This window comes from Flexithrix dorotheae DSM 6795, from assembly GCF_000379765.1.
Taxonomy (GTDB): Bacteria; Bacteroidota; Bacteroidia; order Cytophagales; family Flammeovirgaceae; genus Flexithrix; species Flexithrix dorotheae.
Map to the genome: position 1 here is coordinate 354,741 of NZ_KB903454.1, position 18,362 is coordinate 373,102.

The 18,362-nt window shown below is 36.1% G+C and carries 14 protein-coding genes; 4 read left to right on the top strand and 10 right to left on the bottom strand.

Going from position 1 to position 18,362, the window contains the following annotated elements:
* Positions 1-142: 142 nt before the first annotated feature.
* The 6 genes from A3EM_RS0123620 to A3EM_RS0123645 all read right to left on the bottom strand — a co-directional run bounded on the left by A3EM_RS0123620 (position 143) and on the right by A3EM_RS0123645 (position 7,628).
* Positions 143-877 (bottom strand): VIT1/CCC1 transporter family protein, encoded by a 735-nt coding sequence (locus A3EM_RS0123620; RefSeq protein WP_020530729.1) that lies wholly within the window; start codon positions 875-877, stop codon positions 143-145.
* A 138-nt stretch (positions 878-1,015) separates the two neighbouring features.
* The gene (locus A3EM_RS0123625; RefSeq protein ID WP_020530730.1) at positions 1,016-2,458 is read right to left on the bottom strand and encodes a sulfatase family protein; all 1,443 of its coding nucleotides are present in this window, start codon (positions 2,456-2,458) and stop codon (positions 1,016-1,018) included.
* A gap of 90 nt (positions 2,459-2,548) precedes the next feature.
* Entirely contained in the window at positions 2,549-3,847 is a 1,299-nt protein-coding gene (gene fucP / locus A3EM_RS0123630) for an L-fucose:H+ symporter permease (RefSeq protein ID WP_245576541.1), read from the bottom strand.
* A 305-nt stretch (positions 3,848-4,152) separates the two neighbouring features.
* A complete protein-coding gene (locus tag A3EM_RS0123635; RefSeq protein WP_020530732.1) occupies positions 4,153-5,649 on the bottom strand; it encodes a GH3 auxin-responsive promoter family protein in 1,497 nt (498 codons plus the stop codon).
* Positions 5,650-5,782: 133 nt separating this feature from the next.
* Complete coding sequence (locus A3EM_RS0123640) at positions 5,783-6,220, bottom strand: hypothetical protein (protein WP_020530733.1); 438 nt, start codon at positions 6,218-6,220, stop codon at positions 5,783-5,785.
* A 127-nt stretch (positions 6,221-6,347) separates the two neighbouring features.
* Positions 6,348-7,628, bottom strand: coding sequence for a UDP-N-acetylmuramoyl-tripeptide--D-alanyl-D-alanine ligase (locus A3EM_RS0123645; protein ID WP_020530734.1), 1,281 nt, complete (start codon positions 7,626-7,628; stop codon positions 6,348-6,350).
* A gap of 187 nt (positions 7,629-7,815) precedes the next feature.
* On the opposite strand from A3EM_RS0123645, the gene A3EM_RS0123650 reads away from it, so the two are divergent.
* The 4 genes from A3EM_RS0123650 (at position 7,816) to A3EM_RS0123665 (ending at position 14,262) form a co-directional block, all read left to right on the top strand.
* On the top strand, positions 7,816-10,239 hold the full coding sequence (locus A3EM_RS0123650; protein ID WP_020530735.1) for a bifunctional UDP-N-acetylmuramoyl-tripeptide:D-alanyl-D-alanine ligase/alanine racemase: 2,424 nt from the start codon (positions 7,816-7,818) through the stop codon (positions 10,237-10,239).
* Positions 10,240-10,390: 151 nt separating this feature from the next.
* Entirely contained in the window at positions 10,391-11,275 is an 885-nt protein-coding gene (locus A3EM_RS0123655) for a bifunctional 5,10-methylenetetrahydrofolate dehydrogenase/5,10-methenyltetrahydrofolate cyclohydrolase (protein ID WP_020530736.1), read from the top strand.
* A gap of 30 nt (positions 11,276-11,305) precedes the next feature.
* Entirely contained in the window at positions 11,306-11,926 is a 621-nt protein-coding gene (locus A3EM_RS0123660; protein WP_020530737.1) for a 7-carboxy-7-deazaguanine synthase QueE, read from the top strand.
* Positions 11,927-12,141: 215 nt separating this feature from the next.
* On the top strand, positions 12,142-14,262 hold the full coding sequence (locus A3EM_RS0123665; protein ID WP_020530738.1) for a bifunctional rhamnulose-1-phosphate aldolase/short-chain dehydrogenase: 2,121 nt from the start codon (positions 12,142-12,144) through the stop codon (positions 14,260-14,262).
* A gap of 92 nt (positions 14,263-14,354) precedes the next feature.
* Here the strand turns inward: A3EM_RS0123665 and A3EM_RS0123670 are convergent, their stop codons facing one another.
* Genes A3EM_RS0123670 through A3EM_RS0123685 form a run of 4 tightly spaced genes read right to left on the bottom strand, consistent with a single transcriptional unit; the run spans position 14,355 to position 18,266 of the window.
* Positions 14,355-15,356: a sulfotransferase family protein gene (locus A3EM_RS0123670; RefSeq protein ID WP_020530739.1), complete on the bottom strand. Its 1,002-nt coding sequence runs from the start codon at positions 15,354-15,356 to the stop codon at positions 14,355-14,357.
* A 28-nt stretch (positions 15,357-15,384) separates the two neighbouring features.
* Positions 15,385-16,170 (bottom strand): acetylglutamate kinase, encoded by a 786-nt coding sequence (gene argB / locus A3EM_RS0123675; RefSeq protein ID WP_020530740.1) that lies wholly within the window; start codon positions 16,168-16,170, stop codon positions 15,385-15,387.
* Positions 16,170-17,120: an N-acetylornithine carbamoyltransferase gene (locus tag A3EM_RS0123680; protein WP_020530741.1), complete on the bottom strand. Its 951-nt coding sequence runs from the start codon at positions 17,118-17,120 to the stop codon at positions 16,170-16,172. Before A3EM_RS0123680 ends, argB begins: the two co-directional genes overlap by 1 nt.
* Before the next feature lie 12 nt (positions 17,121-17,132).
* Entirely contained in the window at positions 17,133-18,266 is a 1,134-nt protein-coding gene (locus A3EM_RS0123685) for an aspartate aminotransferase family protein (RefSeq protein ID WP_020530742.1), read from the bottom strand.
* Positions 18,267-18,362 lie beyond the last annotated feature (96 nt).

Here is an 18,362-nt window from a genome sequence, read left to right on the forward strand (position 1 = left end):
TTTATTCGAAGAAAAGCCCTTGAAAATATTAAAACAGGACTAATATCATGTAGCCGTTATGATAAAAATCACCTTCAGTGTTTAGATGGATTAAACAAGGATTTACGTATACGAATTTGAATTAAAAGGAAGAGCTTTTAAATTAAGCAATCCATTTTTCTAAAAAATCTCCAACCAAATAAGCTAAAATTGCGGCAGAGGCTCCGAGGAATAAAGTTTCAAAAATGCCTTTCCATTTATTGGTTTGGGTAATATAAGCCTTTAAAAAACCAATAATTCCAAAGGCAAGAAGTGTCAGTATACTTGAGGTAAGAAATAATTTGTCTTCAGGAAAATAGGCCAAATATGCCAACACATAAACAAACAGTGGAATAAAGCCCACTACAATGAAAGCCAAAAAAGTAACCGCTCCCATACTTAAGGGAGATTTATTACTGGGCATCATTTCCAATTCATCCTTCATCATTTCATCCACCCAGCGTTTTTTATCTTTCGTGATTACAGTGACTACCTGTTCCAACAATTCCCCTTTAAATCCTTTTTTCTGGTAAATTTCTCTGATTTCCATTTCCTCTTCCTCGGGAATATGTTCTACTTCCCAATATTCTATTTTTTCATGTTTTGCATAATTTTCTTTTTCCGATTTATTGGATAAATAACTTCCTACTGACATGGAAAAACCATCGGCTATAAGATTAGCGAACCCCAGAATGATCACCACAGAAGCATCCAGACCGGCACCGGCAGCACCGGCCACAACGGCAAAAGTGGTTACACTCCCATCTATTCCTCCATACACAAACTCTCCAAGGTAATCCTGGTATTTTGCAAGAAATGAATTATTTCCATGTTTTTTATTTTCTGTAGTATTATTCATGCAAATGGCTGGCTACTTAATTGAATTAACAAACTAAATTTAATCAAAGAATTTATACCGTAAAAATTCAAAATAAATATCAGCAAAAAAGCCTGACAGTTGTCAGGCTTTAGGGTATTCAGTACAATAAATTAATTCCTAAGAAAGCATTTCGGGAAAAACGGACTTCAGATCCAATTCATCATCCATTTTTTCCTGCAATTTCAATAAATCCTGAAAAAGGGATTTAACCTTTTCCTCCTCTTCCTCACTGATATTTTTTAGTTCTTCAGGATCATTTTTCAAATCAAAAAGCAACATTTTCTTAGCCTCAGGATAAACAATTAATTTGTATCCATCTTTTCTGATCATTCTTTGCACAGTAGTGTAGCAACCAAAAATTTCCTCATAATTACCTTGTTGGGTATTACCTTTAGCCAAATCAGCAAAACTTTTAAATTCTACATATGCTGGTTTATCAATTCCTGCCAATTCCAGGCTTGTAGCCATAATATCCTGCACATAAATATTGTGTTCCACTTTTTTATTTTTTGGAATATCCGGACCAATAACCATTAAAGGCACTCTTACACTATGGTCATACATATTTTGCTTACCAATTAAACCATGTTCTCCACATGCCAGGCCATGGTCGGCAGAAAAGAAAATATAAGTATTATCCTTTTCCCCACTTTTTTCAAGTGCATCCAGAATTTGTTTGATCTGATCATCCATATGTGAAATAATGGCAAAATACTCCTGTCTGTTTACTTTCACGGAGTATTCGGTTCGGGGAAATGGCGCCAACCTTTCATCCCTTAAGCTTTCCCCACAACCAATTTCCTCTTTATTTGGATAAAGCGGTTGGAAACTTGCCGGAACAGAAATATTTTCTACCGGGTACATATCTACATATTTTTTGGGAGACTGTCTGGGATCATGTGGGGCGTTGAATGCCAGATACATAAAAAATGGGTCCTCCTTTTTAGATGCATTTTCAATAAACCCTACTGCATCTTCTTTCAACACTTCACTCCAGTGTTTGCCTCCTTCCCAGAAACCACCAAATTTTTTATCCCATGGCTGCCATGTGGTATCACTTTCACTCAATGGTCTATTATATCCTTCTTTAGTGTCTTTAGGCATACCAGGCCGCACATGCGAAACCGTTTGGAAACAACTGTCCGGCTTAATTTTCAAATGCCATTTCCCACTCATATAGGTTTGGTAACCCGCAGATTCCATTAATTTTCCCCAGGTCTGATTTGAAAGGTTTTCCTTAATTGACTGATCTTCCCATTTTTTGGCTCTCCACAGGAATCTTCCGGTATTCATCATTGTTCTGGAGGCTATGCAAATTGCACCGTTCCAGCCACCCATGTTGTAGGTATTTGAAAAAGTCACACCAGATTCCACCAGTTTATCCAGGGTTGGGGTTTTAATTTCTGAATTACCCAATGCCTGAATAGTTTTAAAACTTTGGTCGTCAGCAAAAAGAAATATAATATTTGGTTTTTTCTTTTCAACTGGTCTTTCTTCCTGTTGGCAGGATGAAAGGATAAAAACACCTATTAGTAGAAGAAATAAATTTTTTATAAGCATCAATAAAAAGGTTTGGAATAAGGGTAAATTAATTAGTTAAACAAGTGGTGATCAGAATGTTAAGCAACTTTTAACCACTACTTCCAGGCTTTAGCTGGAGATTCCTTCACCATATTTAAAATGAACCCGATATCCGTACAATGCAACAAAAAGGAAACAAATTAATGGAAGAAGGAATGAAAAATTCAGGGTCCAGTTGTCCACAAGCAATCCTTGCAATGGAGGAAGGATTGATCCTCCTGCGATAGCCATTACCAGTCCTGCGGCACCAAGTTTTGCATCCTCCCCCACTCCGGTAAGGGCAATTCCATAAATTGTGGGGAACATGAGCGACATACAACCTGAAATTCCAACTAAAGAATATAACCCAAACCTTCCGCCCATAAACATGACTGGGAAAATTAGCAATACTGCTCCAATAGCCAGATACATTAACAATGTGCCTGGTTTTAAATATTTTAAAAGGAAAGTACAAATGAATCTGCTTATCCCAAACAACAATGAAGCATAAAAGTTAAACATCACCGCCTCAGTTGCCGCTTCAGCCTCAATCATTCCTTCGTCCATTAATACCTGAGTTCCATAATGAATGGTAAAAGTCCATACTGTAATTTGAGCTCCCACGTAAAATGCCTGTGCCAACACACCTTCCCTGTATCTTATATTTTGAATTAATCTGGAGAAAGAGCCTTTTATATCCAGTTTATGGCTTTTATCTTCTCCCTTAGGCATTTTAGTAATTAAGATCAGAATTAAAACAATTATTAATACAATACTTATGGCTACATAGGGAGTTCTTACGATTGCCAAATCAGACATTTTTATCGCATTAAACTCTTCAGGTCCTAAAAGAGACCTGTCGGCAGAGCTCATTTTATCCAATCGTCCCAATATAAATTCTTTTGCCACCAAAATACCTATGATGGTTCCCATCGGATTAAAGGATTGCGCCAGATTTAATCTTTGAGTGGCTGTGGCTTCATCACCCATGGCCAGTATGAATGGATTGGCACTGGTTTCCAGAAAGCTAAGTCCACAAGTCATGATAAAAAATGCAGCACAAAATGGCCAGAAAAGGCCTACCAGACTGGCTGGAATAAATAAAATGCCACCTAAAGCATATAAAGCCAAACCAACTAAAATTCCAGATTTATAAGAATACTTTTTTATATAAATAGCAGCAGGAATAGCCATAAAACAATATCCTCCATAAAAGGTAAACTGAACAAAAGAGCTAATAAATGCACTTTGGTTGAAAATTGTTCCAAAAGCCTTTACCAGGGGGTTGGTAATATCATTTGCAAATCCCCATAAAGCAAAACAGAATGTTATGAGGGTAAATGGCAATGCCAGTTTTGCGGAGATAACTGGTATTTTTTTAGTGTTCATATTCATATTTTTAATGTTTTTGAAGATTGCTTAGTACGCTTAGTTTTCGGAATTTCATCCTCGATCCGTATGGTGATTTTGTTTATTGAGAAATAAATTTACCGACTTTTGAAATATTTTAAATGCATTATATACACACTTTCTTAAATGTATAAAAATTTAATTATACAAATGTCAAATATAACAATCGATGGTAATTTAAATTGGTTAATCGTTACCACCAGATAAGGCAAAATATCATTTACCCGGAATGAATTTGAGCACCTCCAGTCCTATAAAATTCAAGTTGGAAAAAATCTATTCCCTTATATTTTCCACTGAATTATTTCGTCTGCAATTTTCCTGTCATTGGCCAAACGGGGAACCTTATTTTGCCCACCTAGTTTCCCAATGGATTTCATATAATTTTGGAAGGCGTCTTGTTGCAATTTAGAAATCACAAGAGTACGAAGGATGCTTCCGGAGATCAAATCATCATAATAGGTATTTAATTCACATAGTTTCTGATCGATATCCAAGGCAAATTTTTCAGGGTTTTCCGGTAAATGTTCGAAGGCAATTAGCCATTCATGATAAGGTAGCCCATCCTGTGGGGTTACTTGTGGAGCAACAGAAAACTCTGTTATTTTTACTTCAGGATGAAGTTTTAAGGCATGATCCATGGCTTTTTCCACCTCTTCCCCAATCACATGTTCTCCAAAAGCAGAAATAAAATGCTTAATTCTTCCGGTCACTAATAACCTGTAGGGATCTTTGGACACAAACTTTACGGTATCTCCAATGGAATAACCCCAAAGCCCTGCATTGGAATTAATAATTAATGCGTAATTTTTATTCAATTCTACTTCTCCAATAGAAAGTCGGGTAGGATTTTCATTAAAATATTCATCTGCAGGGATAAACTCGAAGAAAATACCACTGTTCAATAAAATCAAAAGGCCTTCTTCCGACTGGGAATCCTGATAGGCAATAAAACCTTCTGAAGCGGGGTAGGTTTCTATAGAATCAATTTGTTTTCCAATGGATTGAAATAATTTTCCCCGATAAGGTTCAAAGTTTACCCCTCCATAAACAAATAAAGAAAATTCAGGCCAAACATCTTTAATGGGTTTGCCGGTTCTGGCTTGTACCCTATCGAAATACATCTGGACCCAGGGGGGAATTCCAGAAATCAGAGACATTGGCTGGTCTATTGTTTCATCTATTATTTTCTCCAGTTTATCTTCCCAATCTTCCATACAATTGGTATCGTAACTTGGTAACTGGTTGGTTCTCAAATAACCAGGAACATGATGATTTACCATACCAGAAAGTCTTCCTGTAAGGATATCCCCAGTTTTTCCAAGCACAGGACTCCCAGAAAGAAATATCAGTTTCTTATCTAAAAAATCTGCTTTACCTGTCTCATGAATATAAGATAATAAAGCATTTCTGGCTGAATTGATATGGTTGGGGATAGAGGCTTTGGTTAAGGGAATATATTTTGTACCAGAAGTAGTACCAGAAGTTTTAGCAAAATAGGCAGGTTTTCCTTTCCAAAGTACATCACTTTCCCCGGAAATAATTTTATTGATATAAGGCTTTAATTCTTCATAATCTCTAATGGGTACCCTTTTCTTGAAATCCTCATAATTTTTGATATCTGAAAAGCCATGGTCTTTACCAAAAACAGTATGTTTCGCCCCTTTAATAAGGTAATTAAAAACTTTATTTTGAGTGCCAACAGGGTTTAGACTCCAGCTTTTTTGCTGTGTATAAACAATTTTTGCGAAAGGCTTACTTAAAAATGACCTTATACCCATTTTGTGGTAATTTTAAAGATTATGATTTAAATACAAAGCAAAAAAAAATGCCGCAATAAATTGCGGCACAAATATAAACATGTATGTAAAACCTTTAGATATAAAGCAAAATTTTCAAGAATCCTGATCGATATTAAACCACAACCAACTCATTCTTAGAAAGTAACCAAATTAAAGCATCTTCTTCATCTTTAAATATGTTTACTTCAGTATTTCCAGCATTAATTAAGGGGAAATGATTATTTGAAGAAGCCAGTAATTGTTCATCTGTTTTGATTTCAGCCTGATATTTCACCCCAAGTTCAGCTATTTTAGGGACGAAAAACCCTCCAAGTCTGTCATTTGCATTAGCCCACATTTTTTTCATGTCGGTCAAATCATTAATGAAACTGATATATTTTCCAGGGTTCTGTTTTAGAAAGTTGATAATTTTTGTTGCCCCTCTCTTAATATCATCCATTTGCTGATACCCCATCCAGGTCGCATAAAACAATCTTCTGTCATCATCATAACTCAACCTGAAATGAACTTTTCCTTTGTGATTTCTTGATTCTGTATAAAGCTTCTTCATATGTATGTCCCTTAGTTGATGTGAAAGTATATAATTGTTAGTTTACCAGTAAACGTAAGCAATTTTCACCTTAGTCTTCAACTCAAAAAACACCAGAAGCCTGCCTGTGTAATAAAGTTTAGGTTTTTCACAAGAATTCCCGTAAAGTTTCCAATTTCAGTCCTCTTGATCCTTTTAACAGGATAAAAGAGTTTGCCATTGGCTTCTCTTTCAGAAAGTTTTCCAAATCCGTTTTTTCTTTAAAAAACAGTCCTTCAGACTGCTGAAATTTATGATACATTTCCCCACAAAAAAGCATTTTAGGAAATTTACACGCAATCGCCTGTTTCACTATTTCCTGATGTTCATTGTCACTAATTGGCCCTAATTCTAACATATCTCCTAAAATTACTACTTTATTTTTGTCAGTTTTCATCTCTGAAAAGCTTTTCAAGGCCAATTCTACTGAAGATGGATTTGCATTGTAGGCATCTAAAAGCAGTGTATTAGAGCCTTTTTCGACTACCTGAGAGCGGTTATTCTTTGGCGCATAATTTACTATGGCATGATTTATATCTCCAATCGGGATTTCAAACAATTTGCCAATACACAAAGCCACCATTATATTTTCAAAATTATATTCCCCAACGAGTTGGGTTTCAGCTGTTTTACCTTCCCAGTCTTTATATTTAATAAATGGATCGGCACCTAAATATTCTGCAAAGGTAAAATCACCTTTTTCACCATACATTACTGGTTCATCAAAGCGTTTTGCCATATTTTTCAATATATAATCCTTCGAGTTGATGATGGCTTTTCCATTATTTTTCAGCAAATAATCAAAAAGCTCGCTTTTAGCCCTGATGTTATTTTCAAAGCTTCCAAAGCCTTCAATATGGTCTTTCCCAATGTTTGTAATCACTCCAAAATCGGGTTCGGCAATTTCGCATAGCACCTGAATTTCTCCCATGTGGTTATCCCCCATTTCAATAATGGCAAATTCAATATCAGGCGAAATAGAAAGCAAAGTAAGTGGCACCCCAATATGATTATTGAAATTCCCTGGAGTGGCCAAAGTCTTAAACTTCTTACTCATTACAGCTTGGACAAGCTCCTTTGTAGTGGTTTTCCCATTAGAACCTGTGATGGCCAAAACAGGAATTCCAAGATTTTTTCTGTGATAATTGGCCAGTTTTTGCAAAGCCTCCAATCCATTTTCTACAAGAATATGATTTTCGGATTTAGCATATTCCTTTTCATCCACTACTGCATATTTTGCTCCTTTCTCCAGGGACTCATCAGCATATTGATTACCGTTAAAATTTGGACCTTTTAAAGCCAGGAACATACAACCTGCCTCTATTTTTCGGGTATCGGTTGAAATTCCAGTAGTATTTTTGAAATATTGATATAGTTGTGCGATTTCCATGAAAGTCTAAAAAAATTTAAAGTAAAATGATTGCTGTGTGATAAGTACCTGTACTTCAAACCTGGTACTAATTAAATATATTTAAATCTGCTCACCTACTTAAAACTCAAAATTATAGGTTTCTTTCAGCCATTAATACTTTCTTTGTAAGAAATATCGCTTTTCCCTAACCAAATTCATTTTTTTAATGACAAAAACTCCCGATTTCAATTCAGATTTTTGGAAGAAAAGGTATTTATTAATCGATAGCAGAAAATTGATATCAGGAAAAGATTCTATCTTTTTTGCCATAAAAGGGCCCAGGCATAATGGCCATCTTTATATTCATGAACTTTACAAAAAAGGGGTAAGGTCATTTGTGGTTTCAGAGTTAGAAAAAACATGGGAAGATAATTTACCGGATGCAAAATTTTTCCGGTCCGATAATACGGTGCTTACCCTTCAACAATTAGTAGCTTTCCACCGTAATAAATTTCGGATACCTGTAATTGGAATTACCGGAAGTAATGGAAAAACCATCGTAAAAGAATGGCTCTTTCAGTTTTTTGAGACAGAGTTTAGAACTGTAAAAAGTCCAAAAAGCTACAACTCGCAGGTTGGTGTACCACTTTCAGTTTGGGAAATGACTTCATTTCATAATCTCGGTATATTTGAAGCGGGAATTTCCCAAACTGGAGAAATGGAAAACCTGGAAAAAATCATTCAGCCCACTATCGGATTGCTCACCAATATTGGCACTGCGCATGATGCCGGGTTTAAAAACAAACAAGAAAAGATTGATGAAAAAATAAAGCTTTTTGCCAATTGCCAAACACTCATTTATTGCTGTGACGATCCACAAATCGATCAGTCCATGGCAAAATTATCTGGCGAAAAATATCCCTGGTCATTTCAAAATAAAGGTTATTTTAACTTTCAACTCAAAGCAGCCGATCATTCTCAATTAACACTTCAAAAACAAGGAAAAGATTATCAATTTGATCTCCCTTTTTCAGATAAAGCCTCAATTGAAAATCTGGTTCATTGTATTGTAATGCTTAGTTATAAGGGATATTCCAGTGAAATTATTCAGGACAAAATTAATTCGCTTGCAAATGTTCCCATGCGCCTGGAATTGAAAAGGGGAATTAACAATTGTCTGGTCATTGATGATACCTATAACAATGATTTAGCTGGGCTGGAAGTGGCTTTAAATTTTATGGATCAACAGGATGATAAAAGAAAACGCACGGTTATTTTATCAGATTTTGGAGATTCCAGTAAAGTGAATTACCAGGATTTACTGACATTACTGTCAAATAAAAAGATCAAAAGAATTCTGGGAATTGGGAAAGAAATTTCATCCATTAAAAATGAATTTGAACATTTTGAAACCAACTTCTTTCAACATATTGAGACCTTTATAAAAGCCTTTCCCACATTAAAATTTGAAAATGAAAGTATTTTGGTAAAGGGGGCCAGAGTGTTTGCATTTGAAAAAATTGTTCAGCAACTGTCTTTAAAACTGCACGGCACCAGATTAGAAATAAACCTGGAAGCCATTGTGCATAACCTTAATTTTTACAGAAGTCTTTTAAAACCGGAAACCAAAATAATGGTGATGGTAAAGGCATTGGCCTATGGAAGTGGAGAATTTGAAATTCCCAGATTATTGCAATATCAAAAAGTAGATTACCTGGGAGTGGCTTATGTGGATGAAGGGGTTAGGCTTAGGGAAAATGGAATCAGAATTCCAATTATGGTGATGAACCCGGCTCAGGAATCATTTTATCAAATTATCAAATACAATTTAGAACCTGAGATTTATAACTTAAACCTCCTTAATCAATTCATTCAATTTCTTAATTCCTCTGAAGAGCCGGACAATCCGGTAGGAATTCATTTAAAAATTGATACTGGAATGCACCGCCTGGGTTTTGAATCAGATGAGATTGAAAAAGTAATTCAAACGCTAAAAAACAATTCAAAAATAAAAGTCAGGGGAATTTTAACTCACCTTGCCGGTGCGGATGAAGACAAGCACAATGAATTTTCTCTTAAACAATTGAATTCCTTTAAAACCATCGCAACAAAAATTGAAAAATCACTTCACATTTCTTGTATTAAATATGCGCTTAACTCTGCAGGGATCATTAAATTCCCTGATTATCAAATGGATATGGTAAGGCTGGGCATAGGGCTGTATGGAGTAGAAGTAAACCAAAAACTTCAGGAAAATCTTAAAAATACCGGCACTTTAAAAACTACAATTTCCCAAATAAAAAAAATTAAGAAAGGAGAAACAATTGGATATGGCAGACATGGTAAAGCAGAAAAAGATATTAAAATAGCTACAATTGCCATTGGCTATGCTGATGGATATGACAGAAGGTTTAGTAAAGGAATTGGGAAAGTTTTAATTAATGGGAAAATCGCCAAGGTAATTGGAAATGTGTGCATGGACATGACCATGGTGGAGATTACGGGAATTAATGCCAAAGAAGGTGATGAGGTAATTATTTTTGGACAGGATTTGCCTATTTGGAAACTGGCTCAAAATATTGGAACAATTCCTTACGAAATTCTGACCAATGTAAATGAAAGAGTCAAGCGAATTTACTTTGAGGAATAATCAGCTTTCCTACTTTTAATATATTCTATTTTAAAGAAAAAATCCCTCCTTATAAAAACTCATTCCCAATATGTGGCGAAGCTTTCAAGAAAAAGGATAACTTTGTAATCAAAATTATACTCAACAATTACGACTAAGTTAAAAAAATATAATGCAATTAATAGACGGCAAAAAAACATCAGGCGAAGTAAAAATTGAAATTGCCAAAGAGGTAAAAGAAATTGTAGATAAAGGCGGGAAAGCCCCACATCTTGTGGCAGTATTAGTAGGAGAAGATGGCGCAAGTAAAACCTATGTAGGAAGTAAAGTGCGTTCCTGTGAAGAAGTGGGTTTTAAATCAACATTGTTAAAATTTGATGCAGATATTTCTGAAGAAAAATTACTGGAAACTGTTGAGCAGCTCAATAATGATGATGATGTAGATGGATTCATCGTACAGCTTCCTTTGCCCAAACATATTTCAGAATTGAAGGTGACAGAAGCCATTGATCCAAATAAGGATGTGGATGGTTTTCATCCGACTAATTTGGGGAAAATGGTATTGGATTTACCTACTTTTCTTCCCGCTACTCCTTTTGGCATTATCCAGTTATTGGAGAGGTATGGAATTGAAACATCAGGCAAACATTGTGTGGTAGTAGGAAGAAGTCATATTGTAGGAACACCAATGAGCATTCTGATGGCAAGAAAAACTAAAATCGGAAACTGTACGGTAACCCTTACACACTCCAGAACAAAAGATATTAAAGCAGAAACCCTTCGGGCTGATATCCTGATTGTAGCACTTGGAAGAGCAGAGTTTGTAACGGCAGATATGGTGAAGGATGGTGTGGTAGTGATCGATGTAGGAATTACCAGAGTTCCGGATGCTTCTAAGAAAAGAGGCTATGCCCTAAAAGGTGATGTAAAATTTGATGAAGTTGCAGAAAAGGCAAGTTTTATCACTCCTGTTCCAGGGGGTGTTGGCCCAATGACAGTAGTTTCATTATTGAAAAACACTTTACTTTCAGCGAAAAGAAGACAGGGAATTAATTAAAAATATTTTAATTTTTCCATCCAAAAATTTATGGAAAAGGAATTAATAAAAACAGAAAGGCTTCCTGTAATGGAGGCCTTTTATACTATTCAGGGAGAAGGTTTTTTCACAGGTCATCCCGCCTATTTCATTCGGTTGGGCGGTTGTGATGTGGGTTGTGTGTGGTGTGACGTGAAGGATTCCTGGGATGCTGATGCTCATCCTAAAATGGATGTTTCAACCATCGTAAAGGAAGCATTAGAGTATCCAGCCAGAAAAATTGTACTGACGGGAGGAGAGCCTTTAATGTATAACTTAGATGAATTGACCTCTGCCCTAAAAAATGAAGGTTTTCAAATCAATATTGAAACTTCGGGAGCTTATCCCTTATCAGGAAAATTGGACTGGATTACTTTTTCTCCAAAAAAATTTAAAGCTCCTTTAACAGAATTTTATGAGGCTGCTCATGAACTGAAAGTGATCATTTTTAACAAAAGTGACTTTGCCTGGGCAGAAAGTTTTGCCGAAAAGATGAATCCTGATTGTAAGCTCTATTTGCAAACGGAATGGGGAAAACAGGATAAAATGATGCCTCAAATTGTGGAATATGTTAAGGCAAATCCTAAATGGCAAATTTCCATTCAAACCCATAAATTTATCAATGTGCCTTAGGAAGTTTTCTTTTTATTAACCAAAATTTAACCCACCCTAACTATCCTGCTCATGTAAGTACAGGTTAGTATTGACTGAATAAAACATTTAATTCGCTATATAATTCAATTTCAATGTAGTAAGGACGCATTACTCATTATTACCACTACCAAATTGAAAAAAATATAATTTACTATTTATAAAGTCCAGAGACTTAATTCAAATTAAATGTTATTATGCAAGTAGACGTCAATAGCTTTAAACATGTAAAGTATTTATGGGATGAAAAAAAAGCCGCTGAACTTGAAGGGGATGAGGTTGCTTTATTACTTTACCGATCGAACATTTTAGGAGCCGACCTTAGAATCACTAACTATGGTGGGGGAAACACAAGTTGCAAAACCATTGAAAAAGACCCATTAACCGGAAAAGATACCAAAGTCATGTGGGTAAAAGGTTCTGGTGGAGATATTGGAACTTTGAAAAAAAGCGGATTAGCTGCCCTTTACATGGACAGGCTTAACAGCTTAAAAGATATTTACAGAGGGTTGGAATTTGAAGATGAAATGGTGGAAAAGTACAACTATTGTATTTTCGACCTGGCTTCAAAAGCGCCATCAATTGACACCTCTTTACACGCATTCCTGCCCTTTAACCATATTGATCACCTTCACCCTGATGCCGCAATTGCCATTGCAGCAGCAAAAGATGGAGAGCAAATCACAAAAGAAATTTTTGGAGGGAAAGTAGCCTGGTTACCATGGCAAAGACCAGGTTTTGATCTTGGATTACAACTATCCAAATGTCAGGAAGAAAATCCTGGAATTACCGGTATCATGTTAGGAAGCCACGGTTTGTTCACATGGGGAGATACAGCTTATGAATCCTATGTCAACAGTTTGACTGCCATTGATACCTGTGCCAAATATCTGGAAGAAAATTATGGCAAAAAAGGCCCTATTTTCGGTGGAGCAAAAGTGGAATCGCTTCCAGCTGAGGAAAGAAAAAACCAGGCAGCTAAAATTGCTCCTGTGTTGAGAGGATTGTGCTCTAGTGAGGCCAAAATGATAGGCCATTTTACTGATGATGAAAGGGTACTTGAGTTCGCAAACAGTAATGATGTAGACAGGCTTGCGGCAATGGGAACCAGTTGTCCTGATCATTTCTTAAGAACTAAAATTAAACCTTTGGTTCTGGAAATCCCTGCTAATGAAGACCTTTCTGATGCAGAAGGATTGAAAGCAAAAATGGTTTCTGCATTTGAGGAGTACAGGGCTTATTACACTGAATATTACGAAAATCACAAGCATCCTGATAGTCCTGCCATAAGAGATAGGAATCCAGTTGTTATTTTATGGCCGGGAGTTGGAATGTTTACTTTCGCTAAAAATAAACAAACTGCCAGAGTTTCAAGCGAATTTTATATCAATGCCATTAATGTGATGAAAGGTTCAGAAGCAATTTCTGAATATACTTCCCTCCCATTACAGGAAGCATTTAACATTGAGTACTGGCTATTGGAAGAAGCCAAGCTGCAAAGAATGCCGAAAGAAAAACCACTTTCCAGAAGAATTGCCTTAATTACCGGAAGTGCAGGAGGAATAGGAAAAGCAATTGCCAAAAAATTCATTGCTGAAGGTGCCTGTGTTGTAATTAATGACAATGATCCTGAAAGACTGGAAGAGGCTAAGGCTGAGTTTGAGGAAACTTATGGTTCGGATGCCTATACCTCTGCAATCGTTGATGTAACCAGCGCAGCTACAATTGAGGAAGCTTATAAAGAAACTTGTCTAAAATTTGGAGGTGTTGATCTGATCGTAAACTGTGCTGGAATTTCCATTTCCAGAACACTGACCGATCACACTGAAAAGGAATGGGATGCCTTATATGATATCCTTGTAAAAGGACAGTTCTTAGTTTCTCAAAAAGGTGTGGAAATTATGCAAAAGCAAGGAATCGGTGGGGATATTGTAAATATCGTAAGTAAAAATGCACTAGTTTCTGGTCCAAATAATTCCGGATATGGTTCTGCAAAAGCAGCTCAGCTTCATATGAGTAGATTACTGGCTGCAGAATTAGGAAAAGATAAAATTAGAGTAAATGTGCTTAACCCTGATGCGGTAATTGCCGATAGTAAGATTTGGGCAGGTGCCTGGGCAGCAGGAAGAGCAAAAGCTTATGGGGTACCTGTAGAAGATTTACCAAAATTCTACGCCAGCAGAACATTGCTTAATGAAATCATTTTACCAGAAGACATTGCAAATGGCGTATTTACATTTGTAGGAGGAGATCTGAATAAAAGTACTGGAAACGTATTGAATGTAGATGGAGGTTTAGCACCAGGCTTTGTCAGATAAGCCTAAAATTCATTAACTATTTTTGTTTTATTAGGAGTTAAAACCAAGCCTGGATTTCCTAGGTTTGGTTTTTTTTTATTTGCTTTCAAATGCTAATTTCTTTCTGGAAACCATTTCGAGAGAATTTTTTCCCCAGTCAATTCGTCTATTCCTACCAATTGGTTATAAAAATACTGATCCAGAAAATTTTTAGTGGAATCCTTAATCTTGGGAGGTTTGCCTGGTTTGTGTGGGTTTAAAACTCCAAGCGTCTTTTTTAGATATTTCATAAAAAAGCTTTTCTGTTCCCCAATATGTGAGGGAGCAAAAGGCAGCATATCGAAATATTGTACTGTCCCCAGTGCTTTAAATATTCGGTTAAAAAATCGTTGTAACCTAAAGCTACTTGGAATAAGCGCCTGATTGGTATGAAGCTGAAAGACTTCAGGATCAAATGCATCAAAATCTACCTCAATAAATTCACAAATTTCCTTTAAAGTTTCAGCTGTATTCTGAATAAAATCTTCAAAAAGTACGATTTTGATTCTTTCTTTTGAGATGTGTTTATAATAAGGCTCCAACTGATCTCTGTATAAGCTCCTTTCAAGTACACTAACCGGATTATATTTGAGTGTATCTTCAAAAGTATGAGTAGCACGTCCTGTTCTAAGCATATGATAATACTGTGAATAAGCTCTTTTAGTAGGATGCCTCAATAAAAATATGAGTTTAATTTCCTTATTTTGGAGGGCAATTCTTTCTGCAGCAATCCTTGAAGCCAGATAAATGGTAGAATCCTCTCCTTTTACATACTGCTCCTTTCCTGCAAATTTTTTTAAATACCAATCCCATAATTTTTCAGGATTTTGTTCCATCAACTGTACAGTCCACTGATCTTTCTTTTTATCATAAAAGTTAAAATCAGCATGCTGAATGTGGTGGTCTATATCAAAAAAATGGATTTCTTCCTCAGGGATGAAAATTTTCGGATGTTTAGCCAACATGGCGTGAAGGGTAGTTGTCCCACACTTCATAGCCCCTCCTATAATAAACTCAGGTAAAAGAGCATCATTTGGGGCCTTCCAGTGAGAAAAAGAAGTTTTTTGATTATCCATCCAAAGACTTTCTAATGATTTAAATTCTCTACAAAAAAATACAAGTGCCAACGGCCTGACCCTCTACACCTGAATTTAAATTTTTTGCATGGATAATTTTTATCTGGGTTACTCCTTTTCTTAGTGCATTGTAGCAGTTTTCCAATTTGGGCATCATCCCGGCTGTAATGATCTTTTTTTCCAACAATTGCTGATAATAATTATAAGAAAGTTCATCAATCCAAGAATCATCATCATCAGGATTGGTTAAAACTCCATTTTTTTCAAAACAATAAATGAGTTCTACTTCATATTTTTCACTGGCAGCAATAGCCACCTCAGCAGCAATTGTATCTGCATTGGTATTTAATAAAGTTCCCTGCTTATCGTGAGTAATAGAATTTAGAATAGGAACTGTCCCTCCATCAATCAACAGACCCAACTGGTCTATATTCACCTTTTTAACATCTCCCACAAAACCAAAGTCTATTGGATCAACAGGTCTTTTCACTGACTGGATAATATTTAAATCAGCTCCGGTCAGACCAATGGCATTTGTTTCCAAAGCCTGTAAATCTGCCACAATATTTTTGCTAATTAAACCAGCGTAAACCATGGTTACCACATCAAGTGAATCCGCATCAGTAATTCTTCTGCCATTGTGCATTTTAGGTTCAATACCTAATTTTTTGGAAAACTCAGAAGCAATCTTCCCTCCTCCATGCACCAAAATCTTTTTACCTTCCAACTTTGAAAAGTCTTCCAAAAATTGCTTTAAGGCTGCAGGATTATCAACAATGTTCCCCCCTATTTTTATGACGGATAACTTTTCCATTAAAAATTTGATTCTAATATTTTTTTAATCACCATTTGAGCTGAATATTCCCTGTTGGCAGCCTGCGGTATGATTAAGGAATTCTCACTATCAATCACTTCATCACTTACAATTACATTTCTTCTTACCGGAAGGCAATGCATGAATTTTCCATTATTGGTCAATTTCATTTTTTCAGCATCTATAGTCCATGAAGGATCTTTTGTCAGTATTTTCCCATAATTGTGATAGGATGACCAGTTTTTACCATAAATGAAATCAGCTCCCTCAAAAGCCTTTTTCTGGTCGTATTCAATTTTCACTCCTTTGGTAAATTCTTCTGATAATTCATAACCTTCCGGGTGAGTAGCATAAACATCGTAATCAGCCGCTACCATCCATTCTAAAAATGAATTTGGGACTGCCTGAGGCAAAGCCCTTGGGTGTGGTGCCCAACTCAAAACCACTTTTGGTTTTTTAACCGTTTTGTGTTCCTCAATAGTCAATACATCGGCAAATGACTGTAAAGGATGCCTGATAGCAGATTCTAGACTTACCACAGGAATACCTGCATATTTGATCATCTGATTCAGTATATTGTCCTGATAATCATCATCCCGGTTTTCCAATCCTGGAAAAGAACGTAACCCAATGATATCGAAATAAGCCCCCATCACTCTGGCTGCATCTTTTATATGTTCTGCAGCATTTCCATCCATTACAGTCCCATCTTCAAATTCCAGTTTCCACCCTTCACTGCCAAAGTTCATCACTATTGGGGAAACCCCAAGGTTCTGGGCTGCTTTTTGGGTACTTAAACGGGTTCTTAAACTCGGATTTAAAAAAATAATCCCCATGGTTTTCCCCTCTCCAAGGCCTTTGTATTTTAAAGGATCTTTTTTCAATTCCAAAGCCTCCTTTACAAGACTTTCCAAGTTTTCCACATCATGAACAGAAGTAAAATTTCTCATTTTCAATTTCAGTTATACAGCCTTTAACACTTCATTTAATGTTTCCAAAAATACAGTTGCCTGTGCTTTTGTCAGATTTAAAGGGGGAAGTAACCTTAAGGTATTGGGATTTGAAGCTGACCCGGTAAAGATTTTATTTTCAAAAAGTAATTTTGTCCGAATTTCCTTTATTGGAAAATCAAACTCAATCCCAATCATCAATCCAATTCCTCTTACCTCTTTGGCAATGCCCATCCCTTTTAATTCCTGTATTAAATAATTCCCAACCTGAGTCGCGTTTTCCATCAAATTCTCCTTCTCCATTACTTCCAGAACTGCTATTCCCGCAGCACAAGCCATATGGTTACCACCAAAAGTACTTCCCAGCATACCATATACAGCCTCAATTTTAGGACTAATGGCTATTCCACCAATTGGAAAACCATTCCCCATACCTTTGGCCATGGTATAAATATCTGCTTTAACCTCAAAGTGATCATGAGAGAAAAACTTACCAGTCCTTCCATAACCACATTGAACAGCATCCGCTATAAAAACAGCATTATTGTCTTTACAAAGCCTTTCAATTTTTTTAATAAAAGAAGGGTTTGGTAGATTTATCCCACCTATTCCCTGAATTCCTTCAATAATAACCGCACTTATTTCCTCCTCCTGAAAAGCTTTTTCTAATGCCTTTTCATCATTAAATGGAAGGATTATGGCATTGTCAGTTTCATTTACGGGTGCCACAATCTTTGGATTATCAGTAACCGCCACCGATAGGGAAGTTCTACCATGAAAACCTTTTGTAAAGGAAATTACCTTCTTCTTACCATTATAAAAAGAGGCTAGTTTTATCGCATTTTCATTTGCTTCCGCTCCTGAATTACACAAAAACAAATTGTAATCCTGGTATCCTGAAACCTCCCCCAATTTCCTGGCAAATTTTTCCTGTAGTGGATTGATGATAAAATTAGAATAAAAAGCCAGTTCTTTGAGCTGGTTGGAAATTGACTCCACAAAATGAGGATGGCTATGCCCAATGGAAATCACGGCATGGCCACCATATAAATCCAGGTATTTATTTCCTTCACTGTCCCATACATAAGAACCTTCACCCTTTACGGGTTTAATCCCAAATACAGGATAAACATCGAACATATTCATGGTATAAGAATATTTTTCTAATTAATAGAGGTGATAATTATTCTGATAGTCAACTTATTGTTTTACAATAGTTGGCTGTTGCTTTAAATTAACCTA

Excerpts from the sequence above, each read along its gene's own strand:
- A3EM_RS0123680 (WP_020530741.1), bottom strand. The coding sequence starts at position 17,120 with ATGAGAAATTTTACTTCTGTTCATGATGTGGAAAACTTGGAAAGTCTT.
- A3EM_RS0123665 (WP_020530738.1), top strand. The coding sequence starts at position 12,142 with ATGCAAGTAGACGTCAATAGCTTTAAACATGTAAAGTATTTATGGGAT.
- A3EM_RS0123650 (WP_020530735.1), top strand. The coding sequence starts at position 7,816 with ATGACAAAAACTCCCGATTTCAATTCAGATTTTTGGAAGAAAAGGTAT.
- A3EM_RS0123670 (WP_020530739.1), bottom strand. The coding sequence starts at position 15,356 with ATGGATAATCAAAAAACTTCTTTTTCTCACTGGAAGGCCCCAAATGAT.
- fucP (WP_245576541.1), bottom strand. The coding sequence starts at position 3,847 with ATGAACACTAAAAAAATACCAGTTATCTCCGCAAAACTGGCATTGCCA.
- A3EM_RS0123635 (WP_020530732.1), bottom strand. The coding sequence starts at position 5,649 with ATGGGTATAAGGTCATTTTTAAGTAAGCCTTTCGCAAAAATTGTTTAT.
- A3EM_RS0123685 (WP_020530742.1), bottom strand. The coding sequence starts at position 18,266 with ATGAATATGTTCGATGTTTATCCTGTATTTGGGATTAAACCCGTAAAG.
- A3EM_RS0123655 (WP_020530736.1), top strand. The coding sequence starts at position 10,391 with ATGCAATTAATAGACGGCAAAAAAACATCAGGCGAAGTAAAAATTGAA.
- A3EM_RS0123620 (WP_020530729.1), bottom strand. The coding sequence starts at position 877 with ATGAATAATACTACAGAAAATAAAAAACATGGAAATAATTCATTTCTT.
- A3EM_RS0123645 (WP_020530734.1), bottom strand. The coding sequence starts at position 7,628 with ATGGAAATCGCACAACTATATCAATATTTCAAAAATACTACTGGAATT.
- A3EM_RS0123640 (WP_020530733.1), bottom strand. The coding sequence starts at position 6,220 with ATGAAGAAGCTTTATACAGAATCAAGAAATCACAAAGGAAAAGTTCAT.
- argB (WP_020530740.1), bottom strand. The coding sequence starts at position 16,170 with ATGGAAAAGTTATCCGTCATAAAAATAGGGGGGAACATTGTTGATAAT.
- A3EM_RS0123625 (WP_020530730.1), bottom strand. The coding sequence starts at position 2,458 with ATGCTTATAAAAAATTTATTTCTTCTACTAATAGGTGTTTTTATCCTT.
- A3EM_RS0123660 (WP_020530737.1), top strand. The coding sequence starts at position 11,306 with ATGGAAAAGGAATTAATAAAAACAGAAAGGCTTCCTGTAATGGAGGCC.